The sequence below is a fragment of the Naasia sp. SYSU D00057 genome, assembly GCF_017916505.1.
In the GTDB taxonomy this organism is placed as follows: Bacteria; Actinomycetota; Actinomycetes; order Actinomycetales; family Microbacteriaceae; genus Naasia.
Window position 1 is genome coordinate 103,175 of record NZ_JAFMSZ010000002.1, and the last position, 19,936, is coordinate 123,110.

Sequence of the window (19,936 nt, forward strand, 5' to 3'; positions counted from 1 at the left end):
TCGCCACTCTAAGCGGCAGGGCGAGCCGCCCCCGCGGGGTTGCGGCGCCTCCGGAGCGCGCCGCTCAGCTGCCGAAGCGGCGGTGGCGCTGGCCGTAGTCGCGGAGGGCGCGCAGGAAGTCGACCTCGCGCAGGTCGGGCCCGAGCGCCTCCACGAAGTAGAGCTCGCTGTGCGCGCTCTGCCACAGCATGAAGTCGGACAGGCGCTGCTCGCCGGACGTGCGGATGACGAGGTCGGGATCGGGCTGACCGCCGGTGTAGAGGTGCTCGGCGATCAGCTCCGGCGTCAGCAGCGCCGCGAGCTCCTCGATCGCCCCGCCCTGCAGGTGGTGCGACTCGACGATGCTCCGCATGGCGTGGGCGATCTCGGTGCGGCCGCCGTAGCCGACCGCGAGGTTGACGTGCAGCCCGGACCGGCCGGCTCCCCGCTCCTCCGCCTCGGCCAGGGTGCGCACGAGGGACTCCGGCAGCCCGGCCGTGGTCCCGACGTGCTTCACCCGCCAGTCGCGGTAGCGGGAGAGGTCGTCGGCGAGCTCGCCGATGATCTCGATGAGGGCCTGCAGCTCGTCGGTGTCCCGGGCGGACAGGTTGTCCGTCGAGAGCAGGTACAGCGTGACGACCTCGATGCCGATGTCGTCGCACCAGACGAGGAACTCGCGGATCTTGTCGGCGCCGGCCCGGTGCCCGTGGGCTGCGCTCTCGAGCCCCACCTGGCGCGCCCAGCGCCGGTTGCCGTCGAGGATCATCGCGAGGTGGTGCGGCAGCTCCGCCGAGTCGAGGGAGCGCCGGATCCGCCGCTGATACAGGGCGTACACCGGGTTGCGAGACGCACTCTTCTGCCCACCGAGCACGCTCTCACGTTAGTCCTCCCGGACGCGTCGACCCGACCACCGGGGGCGTGCGGCGGGGGCGCGGCCGGGCCCGATAGCCTGAGGCCGTGGCGGACGACACTGCTTCGGCTCGGAACGACGAGGAGTCGCGGAAGGAGCTCGCCGACGAGGCGCAGGCGGCGCGCGCTGACCAGGAGGCGGGCGCGGACCTGCCCAACATCCCGCTGCTCGCGGACGAGCTCGACCAGCCGGCCGAGGCGCGTCCCACCTGGCGCGGCTGGATCCACGCGGGCACGTTCCCGCTCGCCCTCGTGCTCGGGATCGTGCTCATCCTGCTCGCGGACGGCGGCGTCGCGAAGACCGCGAGCGCCGTGTTCACGGCGTCATCGCTGCTGCTGTTCGGCAACTCCGCGCTGTACCACCGGTTCGACTGGAAGCCGAAGACGAAGCGGCTGCTCAAGCGCATCGACCACGCGAACATCTTCCTGCTGATCGCGGGCACCTACACGCCGCTGTCGCTGCTCGCGCTGCCCCCCGAGAAGGGCCTCGTGCTGCTCGCGGCGGTGTGGGGCGGCGCGCTGCTCGGGATCGGCTTCCGCGTGTTCTGGATCACCGCCCCTCGCTGGCTGTACGTCCCCATCTACCTCGGGCTGGGCTGGGCCGCGGTCGTGTTCTTCGGCGACCTGTTCACGGTGGACCCGGCGATGATGACGCTCGTCCTCGTCGGCGGCCTGCTCTACACGGCGGGTGCGCTCGTCTACGGCTTCAAGCGGCCCAACCCGGTGCCCGGCCACTTCGGCTTCCACGAGATCTTCCACACCTGCACGGTGCTGGCGTTCGTCTGCCACTGGACGGCCACGCTGCTCATCGCGATGGAGCCCGCCTACAACGGCTGAGGCCGGCCGGCCATCCGGCAGCCGGATCGGACTCGCGTCACTCGGGGCGGTTCTTCCCCTCGGTGCCGGAGTCCCGCTGCTCCTGCTCGAGGCGCTCCCGCACCTCCTCGCGGTAGCGCGTGCGGCGGATCCGGCGCGTCATGTCGAGGATCAGCAGGATCGTGATGACCGAGATCCCGAAGAAGATGATGAAGCCCCACGGCCCGGGGGTGACGATGTTCGGGTCCACCTCGGCGGGCGAGGGAGTGGAGGTCGCGGCCAGCGCGATCAGATCGACGATGCTCAGCGCGATCGGTCCTTCCGGCCCTTTCGCTCAGCAGGGCCTTGTAGCGTTGAACCCACACTAATCCGCGCAGCAGGGAGCATCGTGACGCGAACGGCCGGACCGGTCGCCCCTCCGGAGGACCCGGACCTCGCGGCCCGCTACGGCCGCACGCCCGGAGCACGCCGCCGGACGCTCGCGCTCGGCATCAGCGCCGCCGTCGCGGTCGCCGTCGTGATGATCCTGTGGGTCGTGTGGGCCGGCTTCGACGGCGACTCCCCCACCATGGATGTGCAGGACATCGGCTACGAGCGGATCAGCGACGACGAGGTGCGGGTGCGCTGGCAGCTGACCCTCGAGCCGGGCAACGAGGCGCAGTGCACGGTGAAGGCGCTCGACGAGAACTACGAGATCGTCGGCTGGAAGACGGTGACCATCCCCGCCTCGGACGAGGAGGTGCGGGTGTTCGCCGAGACGGTGCGGACCGTCTCGCCCTTCAACGCCGGCTTGATCTCGCAGTGCTGGCTCCCGTAACGTAAGGGCCTCGCCTTCTCACACGGGTGCCCCCTGCCCCGTGGAGGCCGAAGCGGCTCCGCCATTCCGCCCGCGGGCCCCCGATTCGTCTCGTTCCCCTCAGGAGTACCCATGTCGCAGGAAACGCCCGTCACCTGGCTGACGCAGGACGCGTTCGACCGCCTCTCGGCCGAGCTCGAGCAGCTGTCCGGCCCGGGGCGCCTCGAGATCGCCAAGCGGATCGAGCAGGCCCGCGAGGAGGGCGACCTCAAGGAGAACGGCGGCTACCACGCCGCCAAGGAGGAGCAGGGCAAGATCGAGGCGCGCATCCGCCAGCTCACCCAGCTCCTGCGCCACGCCGAGGTGGGCCAGGCGCCCGCCTCCACCGGCACCGTCGCCCTCGGCACGGTCGTGACCGCGACGATCGCGGGCGAGGACAGCGTCTTCCTCATCGGCAACCGGGAGATCGCGGGCGACAGCGACCTCGACGTCTACAGCGAGCAGAGCCCGCTCGGCCAGGCCATCCTCGGGCTCGCCGTCGGCGCGTCGACCACCTACACGGCCCCGAACGGGCGCGACATCACGGTCAAGGTGCTGAAGGTCGAGGCCTACTCCGGGCAGTGAGCCCGGCGCCCGTTCGCATGGGCGCTCGCCCCCTCGCAACCGGATGCGGGCGCTCAGGCCCCCTCGATACTGTGGGGGCGTGGCACCGAAGAAGGTGAGGCGCGCTCCGCTGTGGGCGACGATCCTCCTGTCCGTACTCGGCTCCGCCGTGCTCGCAGGGCCCGCGGCGCCGGCGTTCGCGGTCTCCCCCGTCGAGTTCGGCGGCTCGGACGTCGTCGACCAGGCGGAGGTGCTGAGCGCGGCCCAGGAGTCCGAGGTGCAGGCCGCGCTCGACGATCTGCAGCAGAGCACCGGGGTCACCCTCCTCGTCGCGTACATCGACACCCCGACGCAGCCGTCCGATCTCGACGCGTGGCTCAACGAGGTCGCGGAACTCAACGGGCTCGGCGCCGACAACGCGCTCCTCGTCGTTGCGGTAGACGACCGTCAGTACCAGTTCACGCCCGGTTCGTCGGTACCCGGGACCGCGGAGCAGTTCGCCACCATTCGACAGGAGGACATCGTCCCCGCCCTCAGTCAGAGCGACTGGGCGGGCGGCGCGATCGGCGCCGCCGAGGGCCTTGCACGCGAGATCTCCGGCGAGGATCCCGCAGCCGGCGGGGCGGGCGGCTCGTCCGCGCCATCCTTCAACTTCCTGCCGACGCTGCTCATCCTCGGCGGCTTCGTGCTCGCCCTGATCCTCATCGTCCGCATCGCCCGGGCGCGCAAGAACCGGGAGGTGCGGAAGGGGCAGGAGCAGGACCAGAAGCAGCTCGACCTGCGCGCCGGGGCCCTGCTCGTCGAGCTCGACGACTCGCTCAAGACCAGCGAGCAGGAGCTCGGCTTCGCCGAGGCCGAGTTCGGAGCGGAGCAGACGGCCCCGTTCCACGCGACGCTCGACTCCGCTCGCAGCAAGGTGCGCGAGGCGTTCCGCATCAAGCAGCGGCTCGACGACGCCGAGCCGGAGACGCCTGAGCAGCGGCGCGAGCTGACCGGGCAGATCATCGCCCTGTGCGAGCAGGCGGATCAGGAGCTCGACGCCCAGTCCGACGCGTTCGACGAGCTGCGGCAGCTGGGCCGCAATGCGCCGCAGGCGCTGCAGGCCATGACCACCGACGCCGAGCGGCTCGACGCCCGCGTCGCGGCGGCGGAGGCGACCCTCGCGTCGCTGCAGTCCCGCTACGACGAGGGCGCCCTCGCGAGCATCCGCGGCAACCCCGACCAGGCCCGCAAGCTGCTGGCGTTCGCAGCGGCGGAGGGCGGGCGCGCCGCGGAGAGCATCCGCGCCGGGAAGCCCGGTGCCGCCGCGGTGTCCGTGCGCACCGCGCAGCAGTCGCTCGGCCAGGCGGCCCAGCTGCTCGACGCCGTCGACCGTGCCGGCAGCGAGCTGGAGCAGGCGCAGCGCCAGATCGCGGCGGCCGCCGCGGCCCTGCAGGAGGACCTCGACGAGGCCTCGCGGATGCGCCCCGAGGCGCGCGCCTCCGTCCCGGAGCTCGACGGCGTGGTGGCGGAGGCGCGGCGGACCCTGTCCATCACGAGCGGAGCGGGGCGCGACCCGGTGGCAGCGCTCACGGCGATCACGGCGGCCGAGCAGCGCATCGACACCGCCCTCGCTCCCGCGCGGGAGCGGGCCCAGCGGGAGCAGCGCGCCCGTGCCGCACTGCAGCGGGCGCTTCCGTCCGCGGAGGCGCAGGTGAGCGCGGCCCGCGACTTCATCACCACCCGGCGCGGCGGAGTCGGCGCGGAGGCACGGACCCGCCTCGCGGAGGCCGAGCGCTACCTCGCCCAGGCCCACGGGAACGCGGCCGTCGATCCGGAGGCGGCGGTCGCCGCGGCGCAGTCCGCGTCCTCCCTCGCGGCCAGCGCGCTGAGCGTCGCCCAGACCGACGTCACCGACTTCTGGGGTACCGGCGGCGGCGGACCCACGACGACCGTCTACCGGGGCGGCGGGGGCGGCGACCTGACGAGCGCCATCCTCGGCGGCATCATCGGCAGCGCGCTCGGCGGCGGCCGGGGCGGTGGCTTCGGCGGGGGGTTCGGCGGCGGCGGCTTCCGCAGCGGCGGGGGCGGCTTCGGCGGTTCCCGCGGGTTCGGCGGCTCCGGTGGCCGCCGCAGCGGGGGCGGGCGCTTCTAGCCCGGGAACCTCCGAGAAGGACCGAGTACATCAACTGAAAGAGAGGAAGACATGGCGAAGCAGACCATCTTCGGCCGGATCGCGAACCTCGCGCGGGCCAACATCAACGCTCTGATCGACCAGGCGGAGGACCCGCAGCTGATGCTCGACCAGCTGGTCCGCGACTACACGGGCAGCATCGCGGAGGCGGAGAACGCGATCGCGCAGACGATCGGAAACCTCCGTCTGCTCGAGGACGACTACCGCGAGGATGTCGAGAGCGCCCAGGAGTGGGGTCGCAAGGCGCTCGCCGCCAGCCAGAAGGCCGACGAGATGCGCGCCTCCGGCGACACCGCGTCCGCGGACAAGTTCGACGCTCTGGCCCGGGTCGCGCTGACCCGGCAGATGCAGTCCGAGAACGAGGCGAAGAGCGCCGAGCCGAGCATCGCGTCGCAGACCGAGGTCGTCGAGAAGCTGAAGGCCGGCCTCGAGAAGATGCGGCAGAAGCTCGGCGAGCTCACCGCGAAGCGGAACGAGCTGGTCGCCCGGCAGAAGACCGTCGAGGCGCAGGCCACCGTGCACGACGCCATCAAGTCGATCGACATCATGGACTCGACGAGCGAGGTGAGCCGCTTCGAGGAGAAGATCCGCCGCGAGGAGGCCCGCGTCCGCGGTCAGCAGGAGCTCGCCGCGTCGAGCCTCGACGCTCAGTTCGAGCAGCTCGAGGACGTCGGCGAGCTGACCGAGGTCGAGGCGCGCCTCGCCGCCCTCAAGGCCGGCGGCGGTGCACCGAAGGCGGTCACGTCCGGCAGCTGAGCCGTCAGCAGCACAGAGGGGGCGGGGCTTCGGCTCCGCCCTTTCTGGGTGTCCCCACCCTCGGGTGAGGCGCGGCCGGCCCTACGAGGCGACGACGCGCGGGTCGTAGCCCTCCCGGCGGAGGGTCTCGACGACGAGGGCCGCGTGGTCGCGGCCGCGGGTCTCGACGCTCACCTCGAGCTCCACCTCGCTGATCTGCAGGCCCTTGCCGTGGCGCGTGTGCAGCACCTCGACGACGTTCGCGTTCGCGTCCGCGATGAGCCGGGAGATCACGGCGAGCTGGCCCGGCCGGTCGGGCAGCCCGATGCGCAGCGTCAGGTAGCGGTCGGACGCTGCGAGGCCGCGGCTGATCACGCGCTCCATCATGAGCGGGTCGATGTTGCCGCCCGAGAGGATCACGACCGTCTTGCCGAGGCCCGGTCCGAGCTTGCCGGCGAGGATCGCGGCGACGCCGACGGCCCCGGCCGGCTCCACGACCAGCTTCGCTCGCTCGAGCAGCACGACGAGCGCCTGGGCCATCTCGTCGTCGGAGACGGTGACGACGTCGTCGACGGCGGTCCGGATGATCTCGAAGTTGAGGGCACCGGGACGCGACACCGCGATGCCGTCGGCGATCGTGGCCGCGATCTCGATCGACACGGGCTCCCCCGCCTGGATCGACGCGGGATAGGGCGCGGCGTTCTCGGCCTGCACCCCGATGATGCGCACCGGCCGTCCGGCCTTCTGCTTGATGGCGCTGGCGACGCCGGCGATCAGGCCGCCGCCGCCGATCGGCACGAGGACGGTCTCGACGTCCGGCACCTCGTCGAGGATCTCGAGCCCGAGGGTCCCCTGACCGGTGACCACGTCGTGGTGGTCGAACGGCGGGATCAGCACCGCGCCGGTCTTCTGCGAGTACTCGGCGGCGGCGCGCAGCGGCTCGTCCACGGTGTGACCCTGCAGGATCACCTCCGCGCCGTAGGAGCGGGTCGCCTGCAGCTTCGGCAGGGGGACGCCGATCGGCATGAAGATCGTGGCGCGGATGCCGAGCTCGCGGGCGGCGAGGGCGACTCCCTGGGCGTGGTTGCCGGCGGACGCCGCGACGACGCCCTGCTTCCGCTCCTCCGGCGTGAGGCGGGACAGGCGGTAGTACGCGCCGCGGATCTTGTACGAACCGGTGCGCTGCAGGTTCTCGCACTTCAGGTGCACCTCGGTGCCGAGCACCCCGGACAGGAAGTGGGAGTCCTGCATCGGCGTGCGCTCGGCGACGGCGGCGACCGCCTCCCGGGCACGCTCGAAGTCGGCGAGAGAGGGCCCGGCGAAGGCGGTGGCGACGGGCGTGGTGTCAGGCATCCGGTACGACGTCCTCCAGTTGCGGCTTCGGGTTCACCCGCCAGGTTCCCTGGGCGATGTACTTGGCCATCACGTTCAGCGTGGCCACGACGGGCACGGCGAACAGCGTTCCCGGCAGACCGCCGAGGATACCGCCGGCGACGACCGCGAGGACGACGGCGAGCGGGTGGACCTTCACCGCGGTGCCCATGATGAGCGGCTGCAGCACGTGCCCCTCGATCTGCTGCACGAGCAGGACGATGCCGAGCATGATCAGCGCGGGCACGGCGCCGTTGTAGACGAGCACGATGAACACGGCCAGGGCGCCCGTGACGACCGCGCCGACGACCGGGATGAACGAGCCGAGGAAGACGAGCACCGCGATCGGGATGGCGAGGGGCGCCTGCAGGAAGAAGGCGCCGAGCCCGATGCCGACGGCGTCGATGAACGCGACGAGGATCTGGACGCGCACGAAGTTGCCGAGCGTGTGCCAGCCGGCCCGGCCGGCCCCGTCGATCGCCGGGCGGGCCCGCCGCGGGAACAGCCGGACGATCCAGTGCCAGATGCCGCGGCCGTCGATCAGCAGGAACAGGGTGCTGAAGAGCACGAGCAGGAAGCCGGCCAGCACGTGGCCGAGGGTGGTGCCGACCGAGAGCGCGCCGGTCAGCAGGACGCCGTTGTCCTGCTGCAGGCTCTGCACGCCCTGGTCGATCCACTCGTTGAGCTGCGCCTCGCTGATCTGGAAGGGCGAGTCGCGGAGGAAGCCCTGGAACTGCTCGTAGGACTCGAGGCTCTGCCTCCGGAGGTCGTCGAATCCGCGGATCACCTGGGTGACGACGAGGTAGATGAGTCCGCCGACGGCGACCAGCGTGCCGATCTCGGCGAGCGCGATCGCGAGCCAGCGCGGCCAGCGGTGGCGGACGAGGAAGTGCACGAGAGGCACGAGCAGGGCGGCGACGAGCACCGAGATCAGCAGCGGGATGATGATCTCGCGCAGCTGGATGACGAGGAAGATGACCACGGCGACCATCGCCGCGATCACGAGGAAGCGCCACGACCACGCCGCCGCGATGCGGAGCCCCGGGGGCACCGAGTCGTCGCGGTCCGCCCGGTTGCCCGCGACGAGGTGACTCTCGGGCCGGGCCGCTCGCGCCGCTGGGGCCTGCTGCTCGATCGTGCTCTTCTGCTTGCCGTCCTGCAGCGCGACCGTCGGCTCGCCCGAGGACGGCTGCCGCTTGCGTCCGAGTGCCATTGCGCCAGTCTAGGGATGCCGGGGCGGGCCGCTCAGGGCTTGCCCGCGCCGCTGCGCTGTCGGAGGCCGGCGCTAGGGTCGGACCGTGGAGACGATGAGCGCCGCTCAGGCCCGGCGTGTGGCTCTCGCCGCCCAGGGCTTCGGCCGCCCCCAGCCGGGCTCAGTCGGCACGCGGCAGCTCAACGGGCTGATCGCGCGGCTCGGCCTGCTGCAGATCGACTCCGTCAACGTGTTCGAGCGCAGCCACTACCTGCCGGTGTTCGCCCGGCTCGGCGGCTACGACCGCACCCTGCTCGACCGGCTGCTGTTCACGCCCGGCAGGGGCTACATCGAGTACCTCGCGCACGTCGCGTGCTTCATCCCCGTCGACGCATGGCCGCTGTTCCGCTGGCGCATGCAGGCATACCGCGAGAAGCATGCGACCGCGCCATGGGTGCAGGCCAACGGGGAGATGCTCGACTGGCTGCGCGCCGAGCTCGCCGAGAAGGGCCCGATGGCCGCGAGCGAGATCGAGCACGACGCGAACGTGCGGCGGGGGCCCTGGTGGGGCTGGTCGGACGTGAAGGAGGGCCTCGAGTACCTCTTCTGGTGGGGTGAGGTGGTCAGCGCGGGCCGGTCCCGCTTCGAGCGGCGATACGCGCTCGCGGAGCACGTTCTTCCCGCCGCCGTCCTCGACCGCGAGGTGCCGCGCGAGGAGGCCCACCGGGAGCTGCTGCGCCGCGCGTCCGTCGCGCTCGGGGTCGGCACCGCCCGCGACCTCGCCGACTACTACCGGCTCAAGGGTCCGGAGGTGCGGTCCGCCCTGCGCGACCTGGAGGACGAGGGCGAGCTCGTCCCCGTCGACGTCCGCGGGTGGGAGCGGGACGGCCGAGCGGCCCCCGCGTGGCGGCACCGCGACGCGCGGGTCCCGCGCCGGATGGACGCGGCGGCCCTGCTGTCGCCGTTCGATCCGGTCGTGTGGGAGCGCAGCCGCACCGAGCGCATGTTCGGCTTCCACTACCGCATCGAGATCTACACTCCGGCCCCCCAGCGCCGGTTCGGCTACTACGTCCTCCCCGTCCTCATCGGCGACGAGCTGGTGGGCCGGCTCGACCTCAAGAGCGACCGGCAGGCGGGCGTGCTCCGCGTGCAGGCCGCCTGGTCGGAGGACGGGCTCGCGGAACCCGCGGCCGACCGCATCGCCGCGCTGCTCGCCGACGCCGCCGCCTGGCAGGGGCTCGGCGACGTGGTGGTCGAGCCGCGCGGCACCCTCGCGCCGGTCCTCGCCGCCGCCGTCGCCTCCGCCGCCTGACCGGGGAGAACCGCAACCGCCGGTGCAAAACGCAACCGGGGAGCGTTGCGGATTGCGCCGGACGTCGCGTTTCGCCGCTAGAAGCTGCCGCCCATCCGCTCGAGGCGGGCCACGCGCTCCGCGATCGGCGGGTGCGTGCTGAACAGGCGCTCCAGGGCGCCGGGCTTGAGCGGGTCGGCGATCCAGAGGTGGGCCATCGACGAGTTCTGGCGGCGCAGCGGCCTCCCGTACGCCTCGAGCTTCTCGAGCGCGTTGGCGAGGGCGTCCGGGTGGCGGGTGGTCAGGGCGCCGGTGGCGTCGGCGAGGTACTCGCGCTGGCGGGAGATCGCCATCTGCACGAGGGTCGCGACGAGCGGCGCGACGATCATCGCGACCAGCCCGAAGACGAGCACGATCGGGTTCGAGTTGCGGCCACGGCCGAAGAACGCCATCCGCAGCAGGATGTCGGAGAGGATGCCGACCGCGACGACGAGCCCGTAGACGACGAGCGAGACGCGGATGTCGTAGTTGCGGACGTGCCCCAGCTCGTGTGCCATGACGCCCTCGAGCTCGTCGTCGTCGAGCAGCTCCAGCAGGCCGGTCGTCGCGGCGACCACGGCGTGCTGCGGATCCCGGCCGGTGGCGAACGCGTTCGGCGCGGGGTCCGGCACGATGTAGACCTTCGGCATCGGCGTGCCGGTCGCGATCGAGAGGTTCTCGACGATCCGGTACAGGCGCGGCTCGTCCGCCTTCTGGATCGGCCCGATCGCTCCGCTCATCGCGATGGCCTGCCGGTCGGCGAGGAAGTACTGGAAGGCGGCGAACAGGAGGGCGCCGACCACGACGAACACCGTGATGGAGTAGTCGCCCGGCCGCCCGTAGGCGTAGTTCGCGAGCAGGCCGAGTCCGCCGATGAGCAGGACGAAGAACAGCAGGATCAGGACCGTGTTGCGCTTGTTGCGCGCGATCGCTCGGTACACGACGACCTACCGGCCGCGACGCTGCGGGGTCAGAACTGGACCCGCGGCGGCTCTGCGATCGCCGCCGGCTCGGTCACCTCGAAGAACTCGCGCTCGCGGAACCCGAGGGAGCGCGCGAACAGGTTGTTCGGGAAGATCTTGATCTTCGTGTTCAGCTCGCGGACGCCGCCGTTGAAGAAGCGGCGCGACGCCTGGATCTTGTCCTCGGTGTCGACCAGCTCGCTCTGCAGCTGGAGGAAGTTCTGGCTCGCCTGCAGCTGCGGATACGCCTCCGCCACGGCGAAGATGCTCTTCAGCGCGGCCTGCATGTGGTTCTCGGCGGCGGACGCCTCGCCCGGCGTCGATGCGCTCAGCGTCTCCGCCCGCGCACGCGTCACATCCTCGAAGACCCCGCGCTCGTGAGCCGCGTATCCCTTCACCGACTGGATGAGGTTGGGGATCAGGTCGGCCCGACGTTTCAGCTGCACCGTGATGTCGCTCCACGCCTCGTCGACCCGCACCCCGAGGCTCACCAGCGAGTTGTAGGTGGCCCAGAGGTAGATGCCGACGATGAGGACGAGCGCGACCACGATGAGAATCGGGATCAGGATTTCCATGAGCGTCACTATAGCGACGCTCACTTCTGCGGCCCCCGACTCTCAGGGGCCGCGCGGCCAGTGCGCGGCGGGCCCGCAACCCCGGCGATGAGGCGCGGTGCGATCCACCGAGTGCGCCTCGCAGCACCGAGTGCGCCCGTTGCACCGGGTGCACTCGGTGCTTCAGGGAGCACTCGGTGGATGCAGAAAGCGACCGTCCTGCGGACGATCGCTTTCTGCGTACCCCCGGTGGGGTTCGAACCCACACTCGGACGATTTTAAGTCGTCTGCCTCTGCCGGTTGGGCTACGGGGGCGGACGCTACTTGCCCTGGTTCGGCGTCGCGTAGACCGGCGCCGACACGCCCTCCGCACCGGGCAGCTTGTCCTTCGACGTGTCCTTCGCGATCTTCGACTCCTGCGCGACCGGCCCGGGCGCGGCGGCGTCGGCCGCAGGCTTCGGGCGGGAGGCGAACGCCTCGAAGAACGCGCGGGGGTTGTCGAGGTTCTCGATCGGCGCGATGTCGCGGCCGAGCACGAACCCGAACACCCAGTTGCCGATGACGCGGATCTTGCGCTCCCACGTCGGGATGGCGAGACCGTGGTAGCCGCGGTGCATCAGCCAGGCGATCGGACCGGTCAGGCCGATCTTGCCGGACTGGAACGCACCGTGGCCGGGCCCGAGGCCTGCGACGGCGCCGAGGTTCTGGTGGTAGTAGTCCCGCGGCTCCTCGCCGCGGAGGACCGCCGCGATGTTCTTCGCGAGCTGCTTGCCCTGGCGGACCGCGTGCTGGGCGTTCGGCACGCAGAAGCCGCCGACGCCGCCACCCGTGAGGTCCGGGACGGCCGACACGTCGCCGGCGCCCCAGGCGCCCTCGACGATGCCGTCGTCGCCCTCGACCCGGAGGTCGGCGCGGACGCGGAGTCGGCCGCGCTGCTCGACGGGCAGGTCGGTGTTCTTCAGCATCGGGCTCGCCATGACGCCGGCGGTCCAGACGATGACGTCCGACTCGAGGGTCTCACCGGTGGAGAGCTGGCAGACGCCGCCCTCGGCCGACTGGAGCTGGGTGTCGAGGTGCACGTACGCGCCGCGCTCCGCGAGGTTCTTCAGCACCTTGTGGCTGGTCTTCAGCGAGACCTCCGGCATGATCCGGCCCATGGCCTCGATCAGGTGGAAGCTCGTGTCCTCGAAGGTCAGCTGCGGGTAGAACTTCAGCAGCGCGCTGGCGAGGGAGCGCATCTCGGCGAAGACCTCGATGCCGGCGAAGCCGCCGCCGACGACGACGAAGGTGAGGAGACGCTGGCGCTCCGGCCCCGGAGGAAGGGTCGCGGCCTTGTCGAAGTTGGTCATGATCCGGTTGCGGATCTCGACGGCCTCCTCGATCGCCTTCAGGCCGATCGCCTGGTCGGCGACGCCCGGGATGGGGAAGGTGCGGCTCACCGAGCCGGCGGTGACGACGATGACGTCGTAGGTGATGTCCCACGGGTCGCCGACCTCGGGGGTGATCGTGGCGGTGCGCGCCGCGTGGTTGATCTGGGTGACCCGAGCGGTGATGACCGTGCTGCGCTTCAGGTGCTTGCGCTGGGCGACGATCGCGTGGCGGGGCTCGACGTTGCCGCCGACGACCTCGGGCAGGAAGGGCTGGTAGGTGAGGTACGGCAGCGGGTCGACGACCACGATCTCCGCCTCGCCCTTGGCGAGCTGCTTCTCGAGCTTCCACGCGGTGTAGAAGCCGGCGTAGCCGCCGCCGACAATGAGGATTCTGGGCACCGGCCTGCTTCTCCTTGGTTCTGTTCACCCCTACAGGAACTGTCCAAGGGTACTACCTGCGTTCCGCCCGCCTCGCCGCCCGCACCGTGCCGACGACCCCGCCCGCCAGCAGGAGGCCGAATCCGGTGAACAGCCCCGCCGGGAGCACCGCCTCGGAGAGGAGCGATGTGCGGGGCAGCGCCTGCCGCAGCCACTCGGGCAGCAGTTCGACGGGGTCGCGCGGGCCCTGCGGCTCGGCGGGGGCGGGCGCCGCTCCGGCCGTCTCCGATGGCTCGGGCATCGGCGTCTTCGCCTGCCGGTAGAGCTCGACCCACTTCTTCAGGTCGTAGGGCACGGCGAGGGGGTTCGCGTCGACGGCGGGCACCTCGGCGGTGACGGCCGCCTCCGCATCGATCAGGCCGTGGCCGTAGATCGGCCCCGGCACGGGATCGCCCTTCGGCGTCGCGGTGCGGATCAGCCGGTTGATCACGTTGTTCGCGTCCAGCTCCGGATGCGCGGACCGGATGAGAGCGACGACGCCCGAGACGATGGGAGCGGCGCCGCTCGTGCCCGACCAGTACACGGGGTCGCCCTCCGGCACGACGCCGACGAGCTCCTCCGAGGGCGCGGCGACGGCGATCGTGATGCCCTGACTGGACGCGTCGAAGCTCGCGTCGCCCTCCCGGTCGACCCCGGCGACCGCGACGACGCCCGGGATGGTGGCCGGGGCGCCCACCTCGGTGGTGCCCGACCCGCGGTTCCCGGCGGCGGCGACGACCACCACGTCCTTCTCGAACGCGTAGAGGAACGCGTCGTCCCAGCTCTCCGGCCAGTCGAGCGTGTTCGTGGTGAGCGACATGTTGATGACGTCGGCGCCATTGTCGACGGACCAGCGGACCGCCTGCGCGATCTGGTCCTCCACCTCGAGGCCGGCGCCGAAGCCGACCGAGACGGAGAGCAGCTTCGCCTCCGGGGCGACGCCGATCATCCCGGCGCCGGGCGCCGTGCCCCGTCCGGCGAGGATCGTGCCGACGAGGGTCCCGTGCTCCTTCCCGTTGCCGACGGGGGTGCGGCCGTCCGGGCTGCCGGCTCCGGACACGTCGATGCCGCCGACGACCGCCCCCTCGAGCTCGGGCACGTCCGCGATCCCGGAGTCGATGACCGCGACCGTCACGCCGGCGCCGCGCGTGGTCGACCAGGCGTCGCTGATGCCGTAGTCGTCGAGCCAGTACTCGAGGTCGCGCACCGTGTCGGCGTGCGCGGGCAGCGGCGCCGCGAGCAGGAGCGCCGCGGCGCAGACGGCGGCCGCGAGCGCGCGGGGGCCTCGTCTCACGCCTCCATCCTCCCCTCCTCGCACCGGTGGCGGCTCCCGCCTCGCGGGGCGCACTGTTCACGAAGCCGCGCGGTGGCCAGGATGGCGGCATGAGCTTCCCGTTCTTCGACATGGGCGACGGCTACGACCTCGTCCTGCGCGACCTCCACACCGTCGACGCTCTGCACGACCGCATCCGGCGCAACCGTCCTCGCCTGCGACTCATCGAGCCGTGGGCGGCGGAGGAGACGTCCCTCGACGCCGACCGTGCGCACACGCGGGCGCAGCTGGAGGAGTGGATGGAGGGCCGCGCGCTCCCTCTCGCCATCCGCTACCTGGAGGTGCCGATCGGGGCCGTCGGCCTCCGGATCGACCGCGAGATGGGCACCGCGACCCTCGCCTACTGGGTCGACGCCGCTGTGGAGGGACGCGGGGCCGTCACGCGCGCGGTGTCGGCCGTGGTCGCCTACGGCTTCAGCACGCTGGAGCTCGCGCGGATCGAGATCCGCACGTCCGCGTCGAACGAGCGGGCGCGAGCGGTCGCGGAGCGGGCCGGCTTCACTCTCGAGGGGGTGCTCCGCAGCGCCGCGGTGGTCGGCGACGAGCGGCAGGACGTGGCCGTGTACGGTCGGCTGGCGGGAGCCGCCGTGGCCGAGGAGGCGCCGCCCGAGGGCGACTGATCAGGCGGGCCGCCGGTCCCCCGTGGCCGGGTCGCCGGCGCGGCCGTCGTCCGGGCTCCAGTCGGCGAGCTCGAGGGCGAGATCCCCGATCGGGTTCACTCCTGGACCGGCCGCGAGGGAGTGCGCGGCGAGGGCGTGCAGGCATTTCACGCGGTTCGGCATGCCGCCGGCGCTGATGCCCGCCAGCTCCGGGACCACCTGGATGCTGTCGCGGTCGGCGAGGTACGCCTCGTGCGCCGCGCGGTAGCGGTCGCGGAGGTCCTCGTCCTGCTCGAGCCGCTCGTTGAGCTCGCGCATCAGCCCGTCGGCCTCGAGCTGCGAGATCGCGGCCGTGGCGCCCGGGTGGCTGAGGTAGTAGAGGGTCGGGAACGGCGTGCCGTCCGACAGCCGCGGCGCGGTCGCGACCACGGTCGGCGTGCCGGACGCCGTGCGCGCGGCGATGCCGAGCACGTCGCGGGCGGGCCGGCCGAGCTGCTCGGACACCAGCTCGATGTCGATCGGCTCCGGCGCCGGGAACGGCGGCCGGGTCATCCCTGGCCCCCCACCGGGGCGTCGCTGAGCCCCGCCGCGAAGTACGACGACAGCAGGGACGATGCCCAGTCGACCTTCGTCTCCTCGATGCCGGTGCTCGCCGGCTCCGGGTCGACGGCCTCGCCGGCGGCGACGTCGTCGATGATCAGGTACGGGTACTCGCCCGGCATCACGTAGAACAGGCGGTCGCGGGCCTGCGCCTTGATGTAGGCGGGATCGTCCCAGCGGGCGCGCTGCTCCTGCAGGTCCTCGACCGTCTGCCGCTGCTGCTCGAGGCTCGCCTCGAGCTGCGCGATCTCCTGGCGCTGCTCGATGAGCATCCGGAGGCTCGGCGCCAGGACCACGATCGACAGCACGACGAGCGCGAGCACGAGGATCGAGAACCCGGACAGCCGGATGCCGCGGAGCCAGGACTCCGCCGCGCTCTCCCGGGGAAGAGCGGGCGGGACCACGACGCGGGGCTTCGAGCGCTGGGGCATCGATCCCCCTTCTCGCCTCAGGCGGTGTAGCGCGGGAAGGCGGAGCGCCCGGCGTAGACCGCCTGCGTGTCCAGCTCCTCCTCGATCCTCAGCAGCTCATTGTATTTCGCGACCCGCTCGCTGCGGGCAGGCGCACCGGTCTTGATCTGACCGGCGTTCGTCGCGACGGCGAGGTGCGAGATGGTGGTGTCCTCGGTCTCGCCGGAGCGGTGCGACAGGATCGCGGAGTAGCCGTTGCGGTGCGCGAGGGAGACGGCGTCGAGCGTCTCGGTCAGCGTGCCGATCTGGTTCACCTTGACGAGGATCGAGTTGCCGACGCGCTCGCCGATGCCGCGGGCGAGGCGGGTCGGGTTGGTGACGAAGAGGTCGTCGCCGACGATCTGCACCTTCGAGCCGAGCTCGGCGGTGAGGGCGGCGTAGCCCTCCCAGTCGTCCTCGGCCAGCGGGTCCTCGATGGTGACGAGCGGGTAGTTCGCGACGAGGTCGACGAAGTAGGCGGTCATCTCGGCGGAGGACAGCTGCTTGCCCTCGAAGCGGTACGAGCCGCCCTCGAAGAACTCGGTGCTCGCGACGTCGAGGCCGAGCGCGATCTGCGTGCCGGGCGTGTAGCCGGCCTTCTCGATGGCGCCGAGCAGCAGGTCGAGCGCGTGCCGGTTGCTCGGCAGCTCGGGGGCGAAGCCGCCCTCGTCGCCGAGGCCGGTGGCGAGGCCCTGCGACTTCAGCTCGCTCTTCAGCGCGTGGTAGGTCTCGACGCCCCAGCGGAGGCCCTCCGAGAAGGTCTCGGCGCCGAGCGGCACGAGGAAGAACTCCTGGATGTCGAGCGCGGTGTCGGCGTGCGCGCCGCCGTTGATGACGTTGAGCTGCGGCACGGGCAGGATGTGCGCGTTCGGGCCGCCCAGGTAGCGGAAGAGCGGCAGGTCGGAGGAGTCCGCGGCGGCCTTCGCGACGGCGAGGCTGACGCCGAGCATGGCGTTCGCGCCGAGGCGCTGCTTGTTCTCGGTGCCGTCGAGCTCGATCAGGGTCGCGTCCACGAGGCGCTGGTCGGTGGCGTCGAGCCCCTCGATGGCGGGGCCGATCTCATCGAGGACGCCCTCGACGGCCTTCTGCACGCCCTTGCCGAGGTAGCGGCCCTTGTCGCCGTCACGCAGCTCGTACGCCTCGAAGGCGCCGGTCGACGCTCCCGACGGGACGGCGGCGCGGGAGACGGTGCCGTCCTCCAGCAGGACCTCGACCTCGACGGTCGGGTTGCCCCGGGAGTCGAGGATCTCGCGGGCTCCAACGGCGTCGATGCTGGCCACGGTGCGCTCCTTCAAGTCGGTTTCTCTGGCGGTCGCCCGCCCGACACAGCAGTCTAGTGACGGCGCCCCGGGCGCCGCGGCCGAGGGAGGCGCTGATGGCCCACCCGCTGATGTACGGCGAGGACGACTTCGGCCTCGCGGAGGTGCGCCGCATCTGCCTGACGCTGCCCGAGGCGCGGGAGACGATCTCGTTCGGCCGGCCCTGGTTCCGCGTCACGACGGCGTTCGCGATCTACGGCGGTGGCACGAGCGGCCCCGAGAAGCGCGATCTCCCGGCGAGCATCCTGTTCCTGCCGGAGGAGAACACGCGGCGGGCGCTCGACCAGGATCCGCGGTTATACGTGCCCGGCTACCTGGGGCCGAAGGGCTGGCGCGGGCTCGACTTCCGCGCCGCGCCGGTCGACTGGCAGGAGGTGGCCGAGCTCGTCGACGAGTCCTACCGCAACACCGCGCCCCGGCGGCTGGTCGCCCTGCTCGACTCCCCCGCCACCGAGCGCGAGTAGCGCAGCTCTCCGGCCCTGCTCCGCCTGAACGGGATGCCGGCCGGGAGCCGCGAGGATGGGAAGGATGCGCCGATCCCCCCTGCTCATGCTGGCTCTGCTGATGGCGGTGGCGGGGATCGTCCTGCTGCACGCGGTGGGCGCGCCCCCGCTCTTCGTCCTCGGGTTCGCGGCGGTCGTGGTCGTGCCCGCCCTCGTCGTCACCGTCCGGCGCCGTCGCGCGCGCTGAGCGGCCGGGGCCGCCGGGCCCCTCTGCGTCAGCCCCGCTGCGAGAGCCCGCGCAGGGCGCCCAGCGCGTCGTCCGCCCGGTCGAGGGGGACGAGCAGGTGGTCGTGGTGGTAGCCGGCGAACATGTTGCAGGGGATGCCGGCGCCGGCGAGCGCGGCGCTCACCGCGGCCGCCATGCCGACCGCCTCGAGGGACGAGTGCACCGTGAGGGTGATCCAGGCGCCCGTGAAGGCCCCGGCGAGCCGGCGCCGGTCGGCCTCCGGCTGCGTCAGCACGAGCGTGACGCCCTCGGCCTCACGGATCACCGCCGTGGCGGCGGCGAGGTCCTCGGGCGCCGGCTCGCGCACCGTGACGAGCACGTGCGGGTCGGGATGGCGCACCGGCTCGAGGGAGTTCAGCAGCTCGTCGAGGTCGGTGATGCCCGCCATCAGCCGATCGGGCGCTGCTCGCCGAGGTTCCCCTCGGCGTCGAGGGTCGCGAACGACGTGTACCCGGTCGCCGCGACGGTGTCGAGCAGGCCCTTGAGGTTGCGGGGGCGGCGCTCCAGGCGCACCCGGGGCGCCGCGGCGAGCAGCTCGCGCTTGGCCGCGAGAAGCCGATCCGGCGGCACGTCGGCCCCGTGCACGAGCACGACGCCGCCGGCGACCGAGCCGGCGTCGTCGGGCAGGAGATCGAGGATGCGCTCGAAGCCGATGGAGAAGCCGACGGCGGGCACCTCGGCGCCGAGGAATCGGCCGATCATGCCGTCGTACCGGCCCCCGCCCGCGACCGAGCTGCCCGAGCCGGGGTGCGCGATCTCGAAGATCGTTCCCGTGTAGTAGCCCATCCCGCGCACGAGCGTGGGGTCGAACACCAGCTCGGCGGACGGGACGGCGGCGCGGAGCGCGAGCAGGTGCTCGTAGGCGGGGACGTCGAGCCACTCCGGCGTGGCGCCGTCGAGGAGGCTCCAGCCGGCCGACTCGATCAGCCGGAGCGAGTCCGCGATGCCGTCGGTCGGAACGCCGAGGTCGGCCAGCTCGGAGACGACGCCGTCGACGCCGACCTTGTCGAGCTTGTCGATCGTGATGAGGGCCCGCTCGCCGAAGTGCTCCGGGATGCCCCACGAGGCGAGAAGCCGGCTGAGGATGCGCCGGTCGTTGATGCGGACGCTGCTCCCGGTGAGGCCGAGGGCGTCGAGCGCGGCGGTGGTGGCGGTGATGAGCTCGAGCTCGGCGAGGGGACCGGGCTCGCCGAGGATGTCGATGTCGCACTGCACGAACTGGCGGTAGCGGCCCTTCTGCGGGCGCTCCGCGCGCCAGACCGGCCCGGTCTGCAGCGACCGGAACACGGTCGGCAGCTCCGCCCGGTGCGACGCGTAGTAGCGGGCGAGCGGCACGGTCAGGTCGTAGCGGAGGCCGAGGTCCGCGAGGCGCAGCGGATCCGAGGCGGTGGCGGCCTCCGTCAGGTCCTCGGCGGTGAGTCCGCGCTTCAGGACGCTGTACGCGAGCTTCTCGTTGTCCCCGCCCACGCCCGAGTGCAGGCGGGCGATGTCCTCGAGGGCCGGCGTCTCGATCTCGTCGAACCCGTGCTGGGCGTAGACGCGCTTGATGACGCCCAGCGCGCGCTCGCGGCGGGCCTTCTCGACGGGGAGGAAGTCGCGCATGCCGCGCGGCGGATTGACGGGGGAAGCCACCGTCCGATTCTTCCATCCCGCCGGAACGCGCCCTCGCGCGGGTCGTGCGGACGACTGCACCCCGCAGA

Annotated in this window: 22 protein-coding genes and 1 tRNA gene; 9 read left to right on the forward strand and 14 right to left on the reverse strand. The window is 72.2% G+C overall.

Features of this window, described 5'->3' with window-relative positions:
- Positions 1-64: 64 nt before the first annotated feature.
- Positions 65-850 (reverse strand): isoprenyl transferase, encoded by a 786-nt coding sequence (locus tag J3P36_RS07710; protein ID WP_210506889.1) that lies wholly within the window; start codon positions 848-850, stop codon positions 65-67.
- 188 nt (positions 851-1,038) lie between these two features.
- Here J3P36_RS07710 and J3P36_RS07715 point away from each other — a divergent pair, with 188 nt between their 5' ends.
- A complete protein-coding gene (locus J3P36_RS07715) occupies positions 1,039-1,725 on the forward strand; it encodes a hemolysin III family protein (protein ID WP_210507801.1) in 687 nt (228 codons plus the stop codon).
- Between the two features lie 37 nt (positions 1,726-1,762).
- Here J3P36_RS07715 and J3P36_RS16760 read toward each other — a convergent pair whose 3' ends face one another.
- A complete protein-coding gene (locus J3P36_RS16760; protein WP_246854467.1) occupies positions 1,763-1,954 on the reverse strand; it encodes a hypothetical protein in 192 nt (63 codons plus the stop codon).
- A 138-nt stretch (positions 1,955-2,092) separates the two neighbouring features.
- On the opposite strand from J3P36_RS16760, the gene J3P36_RS16765 reads away from it, so the two are divergent.
- The 4 genes from J3P36_RS16765 to J3P36_RS07740 all read left to right on the forward strand — a co-directional run bounded on the left by J3P36_RS16765 (position 2,093) and on the right by J3P36_RS07740 (position 6,032).
- Positions 2,093-2,521, forward strand: a complete 429-nt coding sequence (locus tag J3P36_RS16765; protein ID WP_210506891.1) for a DUF4307 domain-containing protein — start codon at positions 2,093-2,095, stop codon at positions 2,519-2,521.
- A gap of 111 nt (positions 2,522-2,632) precedes the next feature.
- Positions 2,633-3,124, forward strand: a complete 492-nt coding sequence (greA, locus tag J3P36_RS07730; protein WP_210506893.1) for a transcription elongation factor GreA — start codon at positions 2,633-2,635, stop codon at positions 3,122-3,124.
- A 79-nt stretch (positions 3,125-3,203) separates the two neighbouring features.
- The gene (locus J3P36_RS07735; protein WP_210506895.1) at positions 3,204-5,237 is read left to right on the forward strand and encodes a TPM domain-containing protein; all 2,034 of its coding nucleotides are present in this window, start codon (positions 3,204-3,206) and stop codon (positions 5,235-5,237) included.
- Between the two features lie 51 nt (positions 5,238-5,288).
- On the forward strand, positions 5,289-6,032 hold the full coding sequence (locus tag J3P36_RS07740; protein WP_210506897.1) for a PspA/IM30 family protein: 744 nt from the start codon (positions 5,289-5,291) through the stop codon (positions 6,030-6,032).
- Positions 6,033-6,113: 81 nt separating this feature from the next.
- Here the strand turns inward: J3P36_RS07740 and ilvA are convergent, their stop codons facing one another.
- Positions 6,114-7,364: a threonine ammonia-lyase gene (ilvA, locus tag J3P36_RS07745; RefSeq protein WP_210506899.1), complete on the reverse strand. Its 1,251-nt coding sequence runs from the start codon at positions 7,362-7,364 to the stop codon at positions 6,114-6,116.
- On the reverse strand, positions 7,357-8,595 hold the full coding sequence (locus J3P36_RS07750) for an AI-2E family transporter (RefSeq protein ID WP_210506901.1): 1,239 nt from the start codon (positions 8,593-8,595) through the stop codon (positions 7,357-7,359). The genes ilvA and J3P36_RS07750 overlap by 8 nt, the downstream gene beginning before the upstream one ends.
- Positions 8,596-8,689: 94 nt before the next feature.
- Between J3P36_RS07750 and J3P36_RS07755 the strand changes: the two genes are divergently transcribed.
- Complete coding sequence (locus J3P36_RS07755) at positions 8,690-9,886, forward strand: winged helix-turn-helix domain-containing protein (RefSeq protein WP_210507805.1); 1,197 nt, start codon at positions 8,690-8,692, stop codon at positions 9,884-9,886.
- Between the two features lie 77 nt (positions 9,887-9,963).
- On the opposite strand, the gene J3P36_RS07760 is transcribed toward J3P36_RS07755, so the two are convergent.
- The 5 genes from J3P36_RS07760 to J3P36_RS07780 form a co-directional block, all read right to left on the reverse strand.
- Positions 9,964-10,845 carry a M48 family metalloprotease gene (locus J3P36_RS07760; protein ID WP_210506903.1) on the reverse strand — a complete coding sequence of 294 codons (882 nt, stop codon included), beginning with the start codon at positions 10,843-10,845 and terminating at the stop codon, positions 9,964-9,966.
- 29 nt (positions 10,846-10,874) lie between these two features.
- Entirely contained in the window at positions 10,875-11,441 is a 567-nt protein-coding gene (locus J3P36_RS07765; RefSeq protein ID WP_210506905.1) for a LemA family protein, read from the reverse strand.
- Between the two features lie 220 nt (positions 11,442-11,661).
- Positions 11,662-11,735: transfer RNA gene (locus J3P36_RS07770), tRNA-Leu, on the reverse strand.
- A 5-nt stretch (positions 11,736-11,740) separates the two neighbouring features.
- Positions 11,741-13,189, reverse strand: a complete 1,449-nt coding sequence (locus J3P36_RS07775; protein ID WP_210506907.1) for an NAD(P)/FAD-dependent oxidoreductase — start codon at positions 13,187-13,189, stop codon at positions 11,741-11,743.
- A gap of 52 nt (positions 13,190-13,241) precedes the next feature.
- Complete coding sequence (locus J3P36_RS07780) at positions 13,242-14,501, reverse strand: S8 family serine peptidase (protein WP_307806994.1); 1,260 nt, start codon at positions 14,499-14,501, stop codon at positions 13,242-13,244.
- 89 nt (positions 14,502-14,590) lie between these two features.
- Here J3P36_RS07780 and J3P36_RS07785 point away from each other — a divergent pair, with 89 nt between their 5' ends.
- The gene (locus tag J3P36_RS07785) at positions 14,591-15,160 is read left to right on the forward strand and encodes a GNAT family N-acetyltransferase (protein ID WP_210506911.1); all 570 of its coding nucleotides are present in this window, start codon (positions 14,591-14,593) and stop codon (positions 15,158-15,160) included.
- Here the strand turns inward: J3P36_RS07785 and J3P36_RS07790 are convergent, their stop codons facing one another.
- The 3 genes from J3P36_RS07790 to eno are packed head-to-tail and all read right to left on the reverse strand — an operon-like array spanning position 15,161 to position 17,468.
- Entirely contained in the window at positions 15,161-15,691 is a 531-nt protein-coding gene (locus J3P36_RS07790; RefSeq protein ID WP_210506912.1) for a DUF501 domain-containing protein, read from the reverse strand.
- Positions 15,688-16,170, reverse strand: coding sequence for a septum formation initiator family protein (locus J3P36_RS07795; RefSeq protein WP_210506914.1), 483 nt, complete (start codon positions 16,168-16,170; stop codon positions 15,688-15,690). The genes J3P36_RS07790 and J3P36_RS07795 overlap by 4 nt, the downstream gene beginning before the upstream one ends.
- Positions 16,171-16,187: 17 nt before the next feature.
- The gene (gene eno / locus J3P36_RS07800) at positions 16,188-17,468 is read right to left on the reverse strand and encodes a phosphopyruvate hydratase (protein ID WP_210506916.1); all 1,281 of its coding nucleotides are present in this window, start codon (positions 17,466-17,468) and stop codon (positions 16,188-16,190) included.
- A gap of 95 nt (positions 17,469-17,563) precedes the next feature.
- Here eno and J3P36_RS07805 point away from each other — a divergent pair, with 95 nt between their 5' ends.
- Together J3P36_RS07805 and J3P36_RS07810 are read left to right on the forward strand one after the other, a co-directional pair.
- On the forward strand, positions 17,564-17,971 hold the full coding sequence (locus J3P36_RS07805) for an MmcQ/YjbR family DNA-binding protein (RefSeq protein ID WP_246854469.1): 408 nt from the start codon (positions 17,564-17,566) through the stop codon (positions 17,969-17,971).
- A gap of 64 nt (positions 17,972-18,035) precedes the next feature.
- A complete protein-coding gene (locus J3P36_RS07810) occupies positions 18,036-18,197 on the forward strand; it encodes a hypothetical protein (protein ID WP_210506918.1) in 162 nt (53 codons plus the stop codon).
- Positions 18,198-18,225: 28 nt separating this feature from the next.
- Here the strand turns inward: J3P36_RS07810 and J3P36_RS07815 are convergent, their stop codons facing one another.
- Together J3P36_RS07815 and hisS are read right to left on the reverse strand one after the other, a co-directional pair.
- Positions 18,226-18,624, reverse strand: a complete 399-nt coding sequence (locus tag J3P36_RS07815; RefSeq protein ID WP_210506920.1) for an ACT domain-containing protein — start codon at positions 18,622-18,624, stop codon at positions 18,226-18,228.
- Positions 18,624-19,868, reverse strand: coding sequence for a histidine--tRNA ligase (gene hisS / locus J3P36_RS07820; RefSeq protein ID WP_210506922.1), 1,245 nt, complete (start codon positions 19,866-19,868; stop codon positions 18,624-18,626). Before hisS ends, J3P36_RS07815 begins: the two co-directional genes overlap by 1 nt.
- Positions 19,869-19,936 lie beyond the last annotated feature (68 nt).

Bases quoted from the DNA above. Each gene is read 5' to 3' on its own strand.
- greA (WP_210506893.1), top strand. From the start codon at position 2,633: ATGTCGCAGGAAACGCCCGTCACCTGGCTGACGCAGGACGCGTTCGAC.
- J3P36_RS07740 (WP_210506897.1), top strand. From the start codon at position 5,289: ATGGCGAAGCAGACCATCTTCGGCCGGATCGCGAACCTCGCGCGGGCC.
- ilvA (WP_210506899.1), bottom strand. From the start codon at position 7,364: ATGCCTGACACCACGCCCGTCGCCACCGCCTTCGCCGGGCCCTCTCTC.
- J3P36_RS07750 (WP_210506901.1), bottom strand. From the start codon at position 8,595: ATGGCACTCGGACGCAAGCGGCAGCCGTCCTCGGGCGAGCCGACGGTC.
- J3P36_RS07755 (WP_210507805.1), top strand. From the start codon at position 8,690: ATGAGCGCCGCTCAGGCCCGGCGTGTGGCTCTCGCCGCCCAGGGCTTC.
- J3P36_RS07765 (WP_210506905.1), bottom strand. From the start codon at position 11,441: ATGGAAATCCTGATCCCGATTCTCATCGTGGTCGCGCTCGTCCTCATC.
- J3P36_RS07785 (WP_210506911.1), top strand. From the start codon at position 14,591: ATGAGCTTCCCGTTCTTCGACATGGGCGACGGCTACGACCTCGTCCTG.
- J3P36_RS07790 (WP_210506912.1), bottom strand. From the start codon at position 15,691: ATGACCCGGCCGCCGTTCCCGGCGCCGGAGCCGATCGACATCGAGCTG.
- J3P36_RS07795 (WP_210506914.1), bottom strand. From the start codon at position 16,170: ATGCCCCAGCGCTCGAAGCCCCGCGTCGTGGTCCCGCCCGCTCTTCCC.
- J3P36_RS07805 (WP_246854469.1), top strand. From the start codon at position 17,564: ATGGCCCACCCGCTGATGTACGGCGAGGACGACTTCGGCCTCGCGGAG.
- J3P36_RS07810 (WP_210506918.1), top strand. From the start codon at position 18,036: ATGCGCCGATCCCCCCTGCTCATGCTGGCTCTGCTGATGGCGGTGGCG.
- J3P36_RS07815 (WP_210506920.1), bottom strand. From the start codon at position 18,624: ATGGCGGGCATCACCGACCTCGACGAGCTGCTGAACTCCCTCGAGCCG.